At 54.7% G+C, this 15,605-nt stretch carries 14 protein-coding genes; 8 read left to right on the forward strand and 6 right to left on the reverse strand.

The features are described 5' to 3' along the window. Positions 1–66: 66 nt before the first annotated feature. A complete protein-coding gene (locus FHW17_RS04315; RefSeq protein ID WP_112522939.1) occupies positions 67–225 on the reverse strand; it encodes a DUF3309 family protein in 159 nt (52 codons plus the stop codon). A 228-nt stretch (positions 226–453) separates the two neighbouring features. Between FHW17_RS04315 and FHW17_RS04320 the strand changes: the two genes are divergently transcribed. From FHW17_RS04320 to FHW17_RS04335, 4 genes are all read left to right on the forward strand, one after another. After that, on the forward strand, positions 454–2,406 hold the full coding sequence (locus FHW17_RS04320; RefSeq protein ID WP_112522940.1) for an AI-2E family transporter: 1,953 nt from the start codon (positions 454–456) through the stop codon (positions 2,404–2,406). A 234-nt stretch (positions 2,407–2,640) separates the two neighbouring features. Beyond that, positions 2,641–2,832, forward strand: coding sequence for a CsbD family protein (locus tag FHW17_RS04325; protein ID WP_112522941.1), 192 nt, complete (start codon positions 2,641–2,643; stop codon positions 2,830–2,832). Between the two features lie 121 nt (positions 2,833–2,953). Then, entirely contained in the window at positions 2,954–3,760 is an 807-nt protein-coding gene (locus FHW17_RS04330; protein WP_112522942.1) for a transglutaminase family protein, read from the forward strand. A 67-nt stretch (positions 3,761–3,827) separates the two neighbouring features. After that, a complete protein-coding gene (locus tag FHW17_RS04335; protein WP_112522943.1) occupies positions 3,828–4,070 on the forward strand; it encodes a DUF768 domain-containing protein in 243 nt (80 codons plus the stop codon). Here the strand turns inward: FHW17_RS04335 and FHW17_RS04340 are convergent. The 4 genes from FHW17_RS04340 to FHW17_RS04355 form a co-directional block, all read right to left on the reverse strand. After that, positions 4,067–7,318 carry an error-prone DNA polymerase gene (locus tag FHW17_RS04340; protein ID WP_112522944.1) on the reverse strand — a complete coding sequence of 1,084 codons (3,252 nt, stop codon included), beginning with the start codon at positions 7,316–7,318 and terminating at the stop codon, positions 4,067–4,069. The two genes, FHW17_RS04335 and FHW17_RS04340, sit on opposite strands and share 4 nt — an antisense overlap. Next, positions 7,318–8,874: a DNA polymerase Y family protein gene (locus FHW17_RS04345; RefSeq protein WP_182509267.1), complete on the reverse strand. Its 1,557-nt coding sequence runs from the start codon at positions 8,872–8,874 to the stop codon at positions 7,318–7,320. Before FHW17_RS04345 ends, FHW17_RS04340 begins: the two co-directional genes overlap by 1 nt. Next, positions 8,783–9,568, reverse strand: coding sequence for a hypothetical protein (locus tag FHW17_RS04350; RefSeq protein WP_112522946.1), 786 nt, complete (start codon positions 9,566–9,568; stop codon positions 8,783–8,785). Before FHW17_RS04350 ends, FHW17_RS04345 begins: the two co-directional genes overlap by 92 nt. Positions 9,569–9,661: 93 nt before the next feature. Then, positions 9,662–10,090 (reverse strand): Lrp/AsnC family transcriptional regulator, encoded by a 429-nt coding sequence (locus tag FHW17_RS04355; protein ID WP_112523129.1) that lies wholly within the window; start codon positions 10,088–10,090, stop codon positions 9,662–9,664. Positions 10,091–10,212: 122 nt separating this feature from the next. Between FHW17_RS04355 and FHW17_RS04360 the strand changes: the two genes are divergently transcribed. The 4 genes from FHW17_RS04360 (at position 10,213) to FHW17_RS04375 (ending at position 14,201) form a co-directional block, all read left to right on the forward strand. Then, the gene (locus tag FHW17_RS04360) at positions 10,213–11,316 is read left to right on the forward strand and encodes a saccharopine dehydrogenase family protein (protein ID WP_112522947.1); all 1,104 of its coding nucleotides are present in this window, start codon (positions 10,213–10,215) and stop codon (positions 11,314–11,316) included. A 212-nt stretch (positions 11,317–11,528) separates the two neighbouring features. Beyond that, entirely contained in the window at positions 11,529–12,548 is a 1,020-nt protein-coding gene (locus tag FHW17_RS04365; RefSeq protein ID WP_112522948.1) for an ABC transporter substrate-binding protein, read from the forward strand. Positions 12,549–12,561: 13 nt separating this feature from the next. Then, positions 12,562–13,413 (forward strand): ABC transporter ATP-binding protein, encoded by an 852-nt coding sequence (locus tag FHW17_RS04370; RefSeq protein ID WP_112522949.1) that lies wholly within the window; start codon positions 12,562–12,564, stop codon positions 13,411–13,413. Further along, positions 13,410–14,201, forward strand: coding sequence for an ABC transporter permease (locus FHW17_RS04375; RefSeq protein ID WP_112522950.1), 792 nt, complete (start codon positions 13,410–13,412; stop codon positions 14,199–14,201). Before FHW17_RS04370 ends, FHW17_RS04375 begins: the two co-directional genes overlap by 4 nt. Positions 14,202–14,239: 38 nt before the next feature. Here FHW17_RS04375 and FHW17_RS04380 read toward each other — a convergent pair whose 3' ends face one another. Continuing rightward, positions 14,240–15,532, reverse strand: coding sequence for an MFS transporter (locus FHW17_RS04380; RefSeq protein ID WP_112522951.1), 1,293 nt, complete (start codon positions 15,530–15,532; stop codon positions 14,240–14,242). Positions 15,533–15,605 lie beyond the last annotated feature (73 nt).

Consider the following 15,605-nt stretch of genomic DNA (forward strand, 5'->3'; position numbering starts at 1 on the left):
GCATATTCAATAACTCCTTATTGTGATGTCTGATCTGTGGGTCAGGTCAGAATTCAAGCATTTCAATTAGATGCGGCCCAAAAGAAGCAAGATAAGCAGGATAACCAGCACAATTCCAAACAGGCCGGACGGGCCGTAACCCCATGCCCGCGAGTAGGGCCAGCTAGGAAATACGCCGATGAGGACCAGTATCAGAATGACAATCAGAATGGTGGTCACTGGCATGTCTGCCTCTCTCCTTTTGAGCGGTCCGTTATTCTGAAAACTTCCGATATCGTTTTTTGTTCCGGGGCATTGCAGCCTCCATTTCGGACCGTCTGATCGCGAGACGATGATTTTGTCCGCTTTGCAGTGATGTCAGCATGGCTGATGCAACCAAATTCAGCCGGCTTCGTTTCAGTGGCGTGTTTCAAACGGAGAGGGATTGTATGATTTCGGGGGAGTGGGGCAATTATGCCTTCTGAAACTACGCGGAAGACTTCGCCTCGCGCGGTAGAGCGCGTCACGCAAAAATCAGTTTATGCGCCCACCCAGGCTGAGATTGACGGGCGAATGCAATTTCCGCCCGTTATTGTTGCCATTGCCGTGATTGGTGCGCTCTATTTTGCCCGGGATATTTTGGTGCCGCTCGCCTTGGCACTGCTCTTGACCTTTGCCCTGTCGCCTTTGGTCACTTATCTCCATCGCTTCGGAATTCCGAAAGTTCTGTCGGTTATCAGCGTTGTGCTGACTGCCTTTATCGCAATATTCCTGTTTGCCACGATTGTGGTTGGCCAGTTGACGGTGCTGGCGCAGAATTTGCCAAGTTATCAGTATAATATCGAGGCGAAGATCCGGACCATCAAAGATGCTCAGTCGGGCAACGGTGTTTTTGATCGCGGCGTGCGCATGTTCAAACGCCTTGGCGAGGAAATTGGCCGGTCCGATGAAGTGGAGCGGTTTGCTGCCAATAATAATGAGGATCAAAAGGCCCAGCCGCCGCAAAATGTGGCACCGGCGGACCAGCAAAACCGGCCCCCTCTGCGCAAGGACGATCCCGACAAGCCCGTTCCGGTGGAAATTCGCTATCCTGCGCCTGATCCCCTGCAATTGCTGCAAACCGTTGCCGGACCCTTGATTCAGCCATTGGCGACGGTTGGCATTGTCGTCGTGTTTGTCATCTTCATGTTGCTGCGACGCGAGGATTTGCGTGATCGCTTTATAAAGCTCGTAGGAGCCAGCGATATTCATCGCACCACTACAGCCTTGCATGATGCGGGCAAGCGTGTCGGCCAATATCTCCTGATGCAGTTGGTGATCAATATCTGCTTTGGTGTTCCGATCGGGATTGGTCTTTGGCTTATCGGTATTCCCAATCCCATGCTTTGGGGGCTTCTGGCGATTGCGCTGCGCTTTGTGCCCTATATTGGCCCATTCATCGCCGCGTCTTTCCCGCTTATTCTTGCACTGGCGGTCGACCCCGGCTGGATGCTTTTGCTGTGGACCGCTGCTCTGTTCATCGTTCTGGAACTTATCAGCAACAACATTATGGAGCCTGTGCTTTATGGTTCAAGGACCGGGCTCTCGCCGGTTGCCATTCTGCTCGCGGCCATTGTCTGGACCTGGATATGGGGTCCTATCGGACTTCTTCTTTCCACCCCCCTGACCGTCTGCCTCGTCGTGCTTGGCCGCCATGTGCCGCGCTTCGAGTTTCTTGATGTGCTGCTGGGCAATGAGCCTGTACTGCTACCGCCACAACAGCTTTATCAGCGGTTATTATCAGGTGATCCTGATGAAGCCACGGAGAAGGCAGAAGACTATCTCCAGTCGTCAACAATCAGCGATTATTATATATCGGTTGCCGTCCCCGCACTGTTTCTCGCCGAGCACGACCGGGGGCGGGGTGTGCTGGATGCGTCCCGTCGCGGCAGGGTTGTACAGAGCATGATACGCCTCGTTGAAAACCTATCCGATCATGAGGATATGGAAGCGGAAGCAGAGGAAGGTGCCAGGAGTGCCGACCCTGCAAAAGCAAAGAACGATACAACCAAAAAACCGAAGACGATCATCTCGGCGGGCGGGCGTGGCAATCTTGACGATGCAGCGGCAGTAATTGTTGGCGACATTCTGGAGCGGCAGGATTTCGATGTTCGTGACATTACCCACGATGAACTTGAGACCGTTAATATCGATAAACTTGATCTTACCGATGCGAGCGCTGTTTATGTCAGCTATCTCAACACGTCTTCCATAGCGCATGCCCGCTATCTCGTTCGCCGGATACGGCGGCGCAACGCGCGCATTAAAATCATCATCGGGTTCTGGGCGGAAGATTCCGGGAATGTCGAGGGTGAAAAGATCGTTGGGTCGACCAAAAATTGCTATTTTTCCTCGTCTATCAAAGAAGCTGTCGCTTTGATTGCCTAAAGCAATAATTTGATGGGAACCAAGACAATTCTGTGACGTTTCGGATTAGCTGATCACATGGTGGTCGGTACGTTCAGAACCCGGCGCCTGTTCCCCCGTGGGCGCCGGGTTTTCTCATATAAAAAATTCATATTTCACATTATTTTCAATATCTTGAATATTTCTTTGGTCGTTGGAACCTGATGCCATGTGGGCCGTTTAGAATGCGTGAATAAATACACAAGGAGTTCCCCGATGGGTAGCACAAGTGACAAGATTTCCGGACTTGCAAACAAGGCAGCCGGTAACATCAAACAGGCAGCTGGCAAGGCGACAGGTTCGACGAAACTGCAAGCCGAAGGCAAGGCTCAGGAGCTGAAGGGCGATGCCCAGCAGATGAAGGGCAAGGCCAAGGATGCGGTCAAAAAGGTCGTTGACCGGGCGTAATCGCCGATATGGTTTAACGTTCTAACCGGCTCGTCATCGAGCCGGTTGCTTTTTGCCCGATAGTCTGTCGTCCTGAACATCATTCAAAAAATAATAATCCAATATCTTGAGGGGCCTGCTGATGAGACTGAGTGTCGGGTGTGAGTTGAGTTTCGATTTCGCGCAGGAAACACCCCTGATTGCCATTTTGAATGTGCATCATTCGCGGGTGAATGACATTGAAGGCATTGAGACATTTGAGGCGACACGGGGCTCCAGCGTTGATGGTTATCACGACCAGTTCGGCAATTGGTGCAATCGTATCCTTGCCGCGCCCGGTCCATTCACCTGCTCGACCAATGCGGTGATTTACGACAGTGGCATGCCTGATCCAGTTGTTATGGACGCCGTTCAGCACCGGGTACAAGACTTGCCCGCTGAAACTCTGGTCTATCTTCTGGGTAGCCGCTATTGTGAGACGGATGTATTGAGTGAGGACGCATGGCGGCTTTTCGGTTCCACGCACGAAGGCTGGCCGCGGGTTCAGGCCGTTTGCGACTATGTCCATAATCACATTACATTCGGCTATGAGTTTTCCAATCCGACGCGCACCGCTGCATCGGGTTATTGGGAAGGCCGTGGCGTTTGCCGGGATTTTACTCATTTGGCGGTGGCATTTTGCCGGAGCCTCAATATTCCGACCCGCTATTGCACCGGTTATATAACCGATATCGGTGTTCCTCCGCCGCACGCCGCCATGGATTTCTGCGCCTGGATGGAAGTTTATCTTGGCGGACAGTGGCATGCATTCGATCCGCGCAACAACAGGCCCCGTATCGGACGGGTGAAGGTAGCGCATGGGCGGGATGCTGCCGATGTTCCGCTGACCAATGTTTTTGGCCCCAATGTGCTGACCAAGTTCACTGTTTGGGCAAAAGAGGCAGTGTGATATTCTGCTTTTTTCGCAACCTTCTCCGCCGCCGGCAGTTTTGACTGGAGGTATATAGGAGGACAGCATGAGCCAACGTGCGATTGATTTCGTCAATAACTGGATTGAAGCCAATGTCCATGCAACGCGTCCGGCGGATATGGCGCATCATGATCCAAGGCCAAAACAGCTTGTAGCCAGATGCACCGCCGATGCGGAGGCAACCGGTATTTCGAGTGAAGAAATACTTGATGGTATTGGTGATCTGGAGATTTGCATGATCACCGCCATTGATCGTACCGCCTTGGTCAAAGGCCGCAAACAGGCCTAATGAAAATCCCGGGATTTGGGTAGGATGCGCACATTGCGCGGATGGCGCGCTCTTGATTGATCCGGAACCGGATGCACCACTTCGTCGCCCCGAGATACGGGCAAAGATGGTAATTGCTCGGAAAGACGGTAAAGGTCAGCCGTGCGATCAATCAGCTTGCCAGCAACGATATGCGTGACGTTATCGCTGCTTTGCACGACACCCTCAATAAGGATGAGGCGGGAACTCATGACTTCCTTGCGGTAGATGCTCATTATCTTTGACCAGACGATGATATTGGCAATACCGGTTTCATCCTCGATTGTCATAAAGACAACACCCTTGGCACTACCGGGCCTTTGCCGGACAGTGACAACACCGGCAAGTTTGACGCGCTTTTTACTGGTCATCGAAGTTGCCTGTCTGCAGGTCACAATGCCTTCCGCAATAAGAGATTCACGCAAAAACTGCATGGGGTGGCCCTTGAGCGAGAGCCGGATCGATTCATAATCGGCAATGACATGTTCGGCCATTTGCATTTGCGGCAATAGCGTCGCTGGTTCTTGTGCGAGTTCGTTGGTTTCAGCAATCTGAAATAATGGCAGGGTTGTGTTGTCGGGAAACCTGCGAACGGCCCAAAGCGCTTCGCGCCGGTCGATACGAAGCGAGCGAAACGCATCCGCATCGGCAAGCAGGACAAAGGCGCGGCGCTCCAGTTGTGTCATGCGCCGTACTTCTTCAATGTCCAGATAAGGCCGCAACCGTTTTGTGCAAATCTCCTTCGCCCAGTCTTTCGAGAATCCATCGACCTGCCGAAAGCCCATGCGCATGGCCAATTGGTTATGGGCGTCTCTTTCCAGCGTATTGTCCCACTGGCTGAAATTGACATCAACAGGAAGCACTTTGACCCCGTGGTCCCGTGCATCACGAATAATCTGAGCCGGAGCATAAAAACCCATGGGTTGGGAGTTCAGCAGAGCGGCAGCAAAAACCTCCGGATGATGACATTTGATCCACGAGGAAATGTAGACAAGAATGGCAAAACTTGCCGCGTGGCTTTCCGGGAATCCATATTCACCGAAGCCTTTGATCTGGTTGAAGCAATTCTCGGCAAAGGTACGCTCATAGCCCCGGCGCACCATGCCTTCGACCATCTGCTCCTGCATTTTATGAATGGTGCCGCGATTGCGGAATGTGGCCATGGCGCTGCGCAATTTATTGGCCTCATCGGCGGTAAAGCCTGCGGCTTCAATGGCAATACGCATGGCCTGTTCCTGAAACAGCGGAACGCCAAGGGTTTTTACCAGAACGTTCTTCAGCTCGTCCTTGTCACCATGCTCAGGGGATGGGGACGGGTAGTGGACTTTTTCTATACCTTTGCGGCGTCGCAAGTAAGGATGAACCATATCGCCCTGAATAGGTCCCGGACGCACAATGGCAACTTCAATGACCAGATCATAAAACTCCCTCGGGCGCAGGCGCGGCAACATATTCATCTGGGCACGGCTTTCCACCTGAAATACGCCAAGGGAATCGGCTTCGCAGAGCATGTCGTAAACTTTCAAATCCCCTTGCGGGACGGTCGCAAGTTCGTAGCGTTCGCCGCCTTTATGCAGATGAATGAGATCAAAGGCCTTGCGGATGCAGGTGAGCATGCCGAGCGACAACACATCGACTTTCATGATCCGGAGTGTGTCAATGTCGTCCTTGTCCCACTCGATGAAAGAGCGATCTTTCATGGCGGCAGGACCAATGGGAACCGTTTCATCCAGCCTTTGCTGTGTCAGTACAAAACCACCCACATGCTGTGAGAGATGGCGGGGGAAACCCATAAGCTCCGTCGCCAATTTGACGGCGCGGCGGATCATGATGTTATCAGGATCGAGCCCCGCCTGACGCACCTCATGCTGTTCCACGGTTGTACCCCAACTGCCCCACACCGTATTGGCAAGGGCAGCGGTTACGTCTTCCGTCAGTCCCAAAGCTTTGCCGACATCGCGGATGGCGCTGCGCGGGCGATAGCTGATGACAGTGGCAACGATAGCCGCGCGATGCCGACCATAGCGCTCGTAAACCCATTGCATGATTTCTTCGCGCCGCTCGTGTTCGAAGTCGACATCAATGTCGGGGGGCTCTTTACGTTCAGCCGAAAGAAAACGTTCGAAAAGCGCATTGCCGTTGGTGGGGTCAACGGCGGTGATATGCAGGCAATAGCAAACGGCTGAATTGGCGGAGGAACCGCGTCCCTGACACAGGATGTTCAATGACCGCGCATGGGTGACGATATCATGCACTGTCAGGAAATAGGGTGCATATCCAAGCGTTCCGATCAGCGTCAGCTCCTTGTTCAGGAGGTCGCGGACCATATCAGGAATGCCTTCAGGATAACGTTTTACGGCTCCTTTCCACGTCTCGTCGACCAGATGCTGCTGTGGCGTTTTACCGGGTGGCACCGGTTCATCCGGATAGAGATATTGCAACTCACCCATGGAGAAGGTGATCGGTTTGACGAAGCGCGGGACTTCCTCAAGGGCAGAGCGGAAATGCCGGAAAAGATGCTGCATCTCCTCCTGTGATTTCAGATGTCTTTCCGCATTCTGTTCCAGTCTGCGTCCCGCCGTATAAATGGTTACATGCTCGCGAATGCAGGTCAGCACATCCTGCAAGGGACGACGGGAGGGCGTGTGATAGAGCACATTATTGACCGCCAGCAGAGGAACGCCAGCAGCAAGGGCTGTTCGCTCCAGCCGCTCACCATAGCGCCGGTCAGCCCCTTGATAGGGCATGGCGAGCCCAAGCCAGACGCAGCCCGGAGCAACCACAGCAATTTTTTTGAGTAAAGATCCGAGGCCTTTATCGGGGTTTGCCGGAGGCATAACCACCGTCTGGAAATCTTTGGCGCGAAAGAGGAAGTCCTCAAGCACAAGATGGCACAGGCCTTTGATTTTGGCGCGTTCTTTGCCCTCGCTCAAAAGGCGGCAAAGCTGACCGTAGGCTGCGCGGTTGCGCGGGTAGACAATCAGATCGGGTGTGCCGTCGGTAAACATCAGCCGGCAGCCGATATAGAGACTGAGCTTTACCCCTTCTTCCTCCGTCAATTCCTTATGGGCCTTATAGGCGCGTACCACCCCGGCAAGCGTATTGCGATCTGCAATGCCAATGCCTTCAAGCCCCAGCAATGCCGCCGCCTGTACCAGTTCTTCCGGCTGTGATGCGCCTTCGAGAAAGGAGAAATTGCTGGTGACTGCAAGTTCCGTATAGCTCGCCATCACGCAAAAAGCCCATGCAGGTACCAGCGCGGTGTGGTCTGGCCACGCTCATACAGACCTTCACGGAACACCCAGAAACGATGGCCCTGATTGTCCTCAAGCCGATAATAATCCCGTGTCAGGGCACCCGCATGTTCACGCCACCATTCCGGAGCGATGCGTTCCGGCCCTTCAGCCAGAACAATATTGTGCCTGATTTTTCGCCAGACGAATTGTGCCGGAGCGCCATCGGGAACGCCTGCCATGGTTTCGATTCGCTCCGGTGGCTGAAACAGCCGGACGGGGCGCTCGGGTGGTTCACCCGGATGATGATCGGGTGTCCATTCAACAGGTAGATTTGTCGTTGTCTGTGATGCAGGTTCCAGCGAAACGGCACGTTCGGGAATGTGTGTATCGACGGCATGCGGGCGCAAGACCCGGCTCGTGCCGAGACGAATGGAAAGCCGGTCGATCAGGCTGCCGATTTCTTCGGTTTCCTGAATATTATTGTCGAGACTTCTCTGCAGGGCCTGCGTTCGCTCGACCCGTACGGCAGCGAGGCGGATAATATCAAAACCGTAACCGGCATCAAGGGGTTCGGAAAGCGTCGATAACCGTTCCTTCAACAGCCTGAACAGGGTTTTGGTATCAACAAGCGGCTGTCCCGCCTGAATGCTGATACGCCTGACATTTCCGTCGACGCGGAAAAAGGAGGCTTCGATTTCCCGCGTGCCCTCGACGCGCTGTTGCAACTGTCTGAAGAGTTCGTCGCCCAGCCCGTGAAGTACAAGTTCAACAGAGTCCATGACGATCAGCGGCTCGGCCATTCGCCGCTCGACCATGCAGACCGGTACAATACGCCGAGGGGAGATCGGGTGGTTCGCGTAGCCGAAAAGTGCATCCAGACGGTCAATCAATTCGGAGCCGAAACGAGCGGCAAGGGCTGCGCGGGGAAGCACCTCAATATCCCCAACACTGCGCAGTCCGGCCCGTTTCAATCCGGCCAGATGCACGTCTTCGATATCAAGGCTGATGAGACGCAAACGGCGCAATTTCTCGTTGAGTGATGCATCATCAATCACACCACCCGGCGAATGGCGGGCAAAGGCATGGGCAGCCGGGGCATTGCCTGCAATGGCAGAGCGGACAATCATGCCATGCTGGTTCAGGCGCTGGTGGATATCCTCAAGCATAGTCTCTTCGTCACCGAAAAGATGCACGCAGCCTGTGATATCAAGCATGAGCCCATCGGAGCCATCAAGCGCCACCAGCGGCGTATAACGGTCGCACCAGTCGGCCAGTTTTTCCAGCAAAGCGGCATCCTTGCGCGGCGAAGCAAAGGCAATATCCAGCTGTTCAAATTGCGCGCGGGCGTCGGTCAAAGCCATGGTCTTGTATAATCCTGCCTTGGTGGCGCGCTCATCGAGTGCAGTCAGGCGCAGGGCATTGGCCACCTTGTCGACAACGATCAGAAACTGATCGGATTTAGCCCGTTGCGGATTTTCGCGTTTGAGGCGGTCGGTGGGCAGATGCGGAAACCACAGCGCCAGAAACCGGTTCGATCTGTCTGAAAACATGATCATCACTCTCCCATTGCAGTATCCAATGGCCTGTCATGCCCTGCCTGTTGCGGATAAGGGTTGCGTCAAACACTGGCTGACCGGGTGCATTGGCACCACTCGACTGCGAAGGCGCAGAGCGGATCATCCAGCGGGTTACGGCGGAATTGTCGATAGGAACGGCGCCCAGCCGGAGAAGTAAGGCGGGCACATCGGTCTGTTGGGCGGTGAGCAGCAATTTTCGGGTGGCAGTTAGGTCAAGGCACTTTGGATTGCTCCATGGTGCAATGATGACAGCACCCGTTCCCCTGATACCAAGACTGTCCGATGCGGCTTTCAGAACATCCTGTGGTGACGAGCAGCGAACGATCACCAGACGTTCCGGGTCCAGTCCGAGATTTTTCAACCCCGGCGCATAAGGAAAACCATGTTCCTGAGCTGCAAAATCTTCTTCGAGCCAGATAATTGGGCTTTGACCTGAGGAAGAACGCAAGGCGAGAGCGATGACAAATCCGGTTGCTGCTCCTGCATCGTTCATTTCAGCTGAAAAGACCTCGTGCAGAGCGCCCCGTTGCAGGCCTTTGCCAAGCAGTTTGTCGATGCTTCTGTCGCCAAAACCAAAGGCGCTGCGCTGCGCATGCGCTTCCAGCGCATCTCGCTCGCTTAAAGACGCGATATCGCGCCGCAACGCCGTAAGGTCGACGGTTGTCACCACGGTTTCCCCTGAATGTTCATGATATGTTCTATTATGGAATCCATTGGGTCAAAGAGTCAAGCGGACTCTACAAGAGGCGGATTCTATAGTTTAGCGGTCGATGCGTGTGGACAGGATAATGGAAGAAATGGTGCGTTCCACACCTTCCAAAGCGCCGATCTGATCCAGTAGGGTATCGAGTTCACTGATGGAGGGGGCTTCGAGGATGACGATCATATCATACTGCCCACTGACCGAATGCAGGGTGCGCACCCAGGCAATCTCGCGCAAGGCTATTTCAACCCGCTTGGCAAATTTGGGCAAAGCCGTCACCAGCACATGAGCTTTGACCAGATCGCGCTCATATTCGGGCGACAGCAGCACGCTGTAGCCGCGAATCATGCCGCGTTTTTCCAGCCGCTCTATCCGGCTTTGCACGGTGGTGCGCGATACACCGAGCCTACGGGCAAGGTCAGCGGTGGAGGCGCGGGCATTTTCGCGTAGCAGGGAAAGCAGGGCGTGGTCGGCATCTGTCAGCATAATGTCAAACTCATACGGCATATTGACCAAAAATAGGGTGGCATATCGTCAGTTTACACGCTTCATTTCGCCGAGCAAGAGTGGAATAATGATGAAAGTTCTGAAATCCTGAGGGGAATCACATGAAAGAGATCGTCATTGTCGGTGCAGGCAAAATCGGCGGAACAATCGCCAACCTGCTCGCAAACACCGGAGATTACCGCGTAACCGTCGTCGACCGGGCCCAGGCACAGCTTGATGCTCTCGAAGTTTCCCCGCTCGTCGTTACGCGTTGTATTGAAATCGGTGAAGAAGGTGCGCTTGAAAAGGTTCTAGCCGGCAAATTCGCCGTGCTCAGCGCCGCTCCTTTCCACCTGACCACACGCATTGCCCAGGCTGCGGCTTCGTCAGGCGTACATTACCTCGATCTGACCGAAGACGTTGCCAGCACCCGTATCGTCAAGCAGCTTGCCACAACGGCAAAGACCGCCTTCATTCCCCAGTGTGGTCTGGCTCCGGGCTTCATCTCGATTGTTGCCAATGATCTGGCCAAGCGCTTCGATACGCTGGAAAGCGTGCGTATGCGTGTTGGCGCGCTGCCGCAGTATCCGTCCAATGCACTCAACTATAACCTTACATGGAGCACGGACGGCGTTATCAACGAATATTGCGAGCCATGCGAAGCCATTGTCGATGGCGAACTGACCGAAGTACCGCCGCTGGAAGAGCGCGAAGAATTCTCGCTTGATGGCGTAACCTATGAGGCCTTCAACACATCGGGTGGTCTTGGCACTTTGTGCGAAACGCTCCTCGGCAAGGTTCGCACCCTGAATTACCGCACCATCCGTTATCCCGGCCATGCGGCCATCATGAAGGCTCTGCTCAACGATCTTGGCCTGCGTGATCGCCGTGACGTTTTCAAGGACATCCTTGAGAATGCGCTGCCTTCGACGATGCAGGACGTTGTGGTTATTTTCGTAACTGTCAGCGGTCGCAAGAAGGGCCGTCTGTTGCAGGAAACCTATGCCAACAAAGTTTATAGCGGTCACATTGGTGAGATGCTCTATAGCGGCATTCAGATTACCACGGCTTCGGCTATCTGTGCTGTTCTCGACATGCTGGCCAATGGCGATCTGCCGCAGCAAGGCTTCCTCAAGCAGGAAGACATTGCGCTTGATGCCTTCCTCGCCAATCGCTTCGGCAAGGCCTATGCCCAGAGCGATACAGCAGGTCGCCTCGTCGCCTGATCGTTTCATCTGACCGCGCAGAATAAAATCACACGCCGGGCCCTGTGTCCGGCGCGTTTTTTGTTGCGGTATTTCGTCCATTTCCTTGCCTTGCGCTTCTGGAATCCGGGTGGTAGCGTTTTGAAAACATGTGAAAACAGGTGGACATCACGCGGATCGTCAAGGCGTTTCGATCGTCTTGTGAGCTGGAAAGTGATGCCGGGAGGAAGAGAATGGAACGGCGTGAATTTCTTGTGGGCGCAGCAGCACTGTCGATGCTGGCTGCGTCAAACACCAGGCTTATGGCTCAGACAGGCGGGGCACTGGAAAAGACCAGTCTGACGCTGGGCGTCGGCGGAAAGCCGCTTCTCTATTATCTGCCGCTGACCATTGCCGAGCGCCGCGGCTTTTTCAAAGATGCTGGCCTTGACGTGACAATCAATGATTTTGGTGGCGGTGCTAAATCCCTGCAGGCACTGGTTGGCGGCTCTGTCGATGTGGTGACGGGCGCCTATGAGCACACCATCCGCATGCAGGCCAAGGGGCAGGATGTCCGGGCCCTGTGTGAACTCGGTCGTTTCCCCGCTATCGTCATTGCCGTGCGTAAGGAACTGGCTGACAAAGTTAAGTCTCCAGCGGATTTTGCCGGTTTGAAACTTGGTGTCACGGCACCGGGTTCCTCGACTGCGCTCACTATCCAGTATGCAATGGTCAAGGCTGGTCTGAAAGCCAGCGATGCACCGCTGATCGGTATTGGCGGCGGTGCCAGTGCTGTTGCTGCAATCAAGCAGGGTCAGGTGGATGTGATCTCGCATCTCGATCCTGTCATTGCCAAGCTTGAAGCCGATGGTGATATCCAGGTGCTTATCGATACACGCACGGAGGAAGGCACGCGCGCGCTGTTTGGCGGCTCCAATCCGGCGGCAGTTCTCTACGTGAAAAAGGATTTTGCGGACGCCAATCCCAACACCTCGAAAGCGCTGGTTGGAGCCTTTGTCAAATCTCTGAAGTGGTTGCATACAGCCTCGCCAGAAGAGATTGCCGATAGTGTTCCTGCCGAATATCAGCTTGGCGATAAGCCGCTCTATCTCAAGGCGATTGCCAATTCGCTGCCCACCTATTCGCTGGATGGGGTTCTTCCCATGGAAGGCATGCAATCCGTTCTCAATACGCTGAAAATCCTCGATCCCGAATTTGCCAATGCAACCATCGATCTTGCCGCGACCTATGATGACCGTTTCATCAAGGGATAGGGCATAAGGACCGATGATCATTGCACATAAGACCACATCAGGGCTGAACGAAGCACAAGACGCCAACGCTGTCGAACTCAATGGTGTCCATATCGCGTTCAGTCTGCCAGATGGCGGCATGTATGAGGCGGTTGGCGAAACCAACCTTGTGGTGAGTGACCGGGAGTTCGTGGCGATTGTCGGGCCAACCGGCTGCGGAAAATCGACATTGCTCAATGCAACGGCAGGTCTTCTCAAGCCTGCGCAGGGACAGGTAAGGACATTCGCCAAGCCCTTGTCAGGCCTGAACAAACATGCGGGCTATCTCTTCCAGCAGGATTCGCTGATGCCATGGAAGACCGCCATCGACAATGTAGCAATCGGGCTGGAGGTGTCAGGTACACCGCGCCGCGAAGCTTTGGAACAGGCACGTATCTGGCTTGGCAAGGTTGGGCTTGCAGCTTTTGCTGATCGCTATCCGCACATGCTGTCGGGCGGGCAGCGCAAGCGCGTTGGACTGGCGCAGGTGCTTATCCGCCATCCGAAAATATTGCTGATGGACGAGCCATTTGGGCCGCTGGATGCCCAGACGCGGCTGATCATGGGCGATCTCCTGCTCAGTCTCTGGTCGGCGGATCGCAAGGCAGTGATGTTCGTCACCCACGATCTTGATGAGGCCATTGGCCTTGCCGACCGTGTGATCATCATGTCAGCTGGTCCGTCCTCCCGTATTATCGGCAATTATACGATCCCGCTGGAACGCCCGCGCAATATGGCTGATATCAAGTCGGAACCGCAATTCCATGAAGTGCATCGCGAGATATGGAATGCACTGAAGGAGGAAGTTCTCAAGGGCTACCGGCAGAGCGAAGAGGTGCAGGCATGAACAGGCTGACGCTCATAAGCCTTCAGGTCCTCGTGGCCGTGGTCACTCTCGTCTTCTGGCATATCGCATCAACAACGACGTTGATCGGTAATCCGAAAACCATCAGTTTCTTCTTTGCCGAGCCTCTTGCGGTGGGCAAACGCATGGTTCAGTGGTTCATGGAAGGGTCGATCTGGTATCACCTTGGCATTACCCTCACCGAAGCAGCGCTGGCCTTCATCATCGGCTCGCTGGGCGGGGTCATCATCGGATTCTGGTTTGCCCGCAAGCCTTTGCTGGCAGCGGTGTTTGATCCCTATGTCAAGGCTGCCAATGCCTTGCCGCGTGTTGTACTTGCGCCGATTTTTGCGCTGTGGCTGGGTCTCGGTATCTGGTCCAAAGTGGCGCTCGGCGTGACGCTGGTTTTCTTCATTGTCTTCTTCAACGTCTATCAGGGCGTCAAGGAAGTCAGCCCGGCCGTTCTTTCCAATGCCCGCATGCTCGGGATGAATGAGCGGCAATTGCTGCGCCACGTCTATATGCCCTCAGCTCTTTCGTGGATGTTTTCATCGTTGCACACGTCGGTGGGCTTTGCCGTGGTTGGTGCGGTGGTGGGCGAATATCTCGGGTCAGCTGCCGGTCTTGGTTATCTCATTCACGAGGCTGAGAGTGTGTTTGATGTTACCGGTGTTTTCGCCGGGATGTTCGTGCTGATGGGGTTTGTCATTCTGGTGGACTGGCTGGTGACGCTGGTCGAAAACAAACTGCTTGTCTGGCGGCCCAAGACCTCGGTTATTACCAATCGATGAGATGACCGCCACCGGCAATGCCGATGGCGGTCCCATATTCAGATGATGGCCGTGAGATCTCTGCCATGGGTTTCCTTCGACAGAAGCACGCAGATGATGCCGGGAATAACCATAACCGCCGCATAGATGATCACCGAATGGGGCGAGCCTGTTGCGCCGAGTAACAGCGTTGCAATGAGCGGCGCGACCGATCCGCCAACCACTGAGGCGACCTGATAGCTGATGGACATGGCGGAATAGCGCACATGGGTCGGAAAGAGTTCGGTAAAGAACGGTGCCATGCTGCCAACGATGATGCCATGGAATGTCAGGGTGAGCAGTGTCGCTTGCAGGACCAGTTGCGGATCAGCGCCATGCGGCAGGCTGAACAGATAGGCACCTGCAGCGAGGCCACCGACAAGCCCCAGCAACATCAGTGGTTTGCGGCCGAAGCGATCCGAAGCATAGGCGGCTGCCATGATCACGACCACTTCAAGGATCGATCCCCAGAACAGTGCCCCTACACCCACTGACCGGGCAAGTCCGAGATACTGGACGGTGAGGACGAGGAAGAACGTTGTAAACAGATAGAACAATGTGTTCTCGGCAGTCTTGACCAGAAACACCTGACCCATGGGCTTGCTGAAATGTTTGAAGGCTTCCGACAGTGGTGCGCCGGGTACGGATTTGCGCTTTTCAACAAGCTCGATGAAGGCGGGCGATTCTTCCACCTTGCGGCGCATCCAGAAGCCCAGAACAACCAGAATAATCGAGAACAGGAAAGGCAGACGCCAAGCCCAATCGATAAAGGCCTGTTCACCGAAGCGCAGGGTGAGAAAACTGATGGTGGCTGCTGCCAGCACGTTTGCGGCTGGTCCGCCAACCATCGGAAAGCTGGTCCAGAAGCCACGCTGTTTGCCCGGCATGGATTCGGCAACGATGAGCAGCGCTCCAGTAGCCTCGCCGCCAACAGCGATGCCCTGAAAAATCCGCAGCAGAACCAGTAGAACCGGTGCAAGAACACCAACCGATGCGTAGGTCGGCAACAGGCCCATGGCAAAGGTCGAACCGCCCATCATGGCAAGGCTGACCACCAGTGCATTCTTGCGGCCAATGCGATCACCAAGCACGCCGAAAATGATACCGCCGAGCGGGCGGGCGATGAAGCCGATGGCAAAGGTGCTTAGCCCCAGCAGAACACCTATTGCCGGGTCGGCGGTCGGAAAGAACGCCTTATCGAAAACCAGCACCGCGCATGTGGCGAAAATAAAGAAATCATACCATTCGATGATGGTCCCAACAGCGCTGGCAAAGAGCAACCGCGCGCGTTTTCCGAATCCGTCCTGAGCCATGAATTTTCCTCCCAAGGTATTATTATCCCCGGGAGGTTTTATCGGCTCATTTTGTAACCATCAACGCATGCGG

This window comes from Phyllobacterium sp. P30BS-XVII (genome assembly GCF_014138335.1).
Classification (GTDB): domain Bacteria; phylum Pseudomonadota; class Alphaproteobacteria; order Rhizobiales; family Rhizobiaceae; genus Phyllobacterium; species Phyllobacterium meliloti.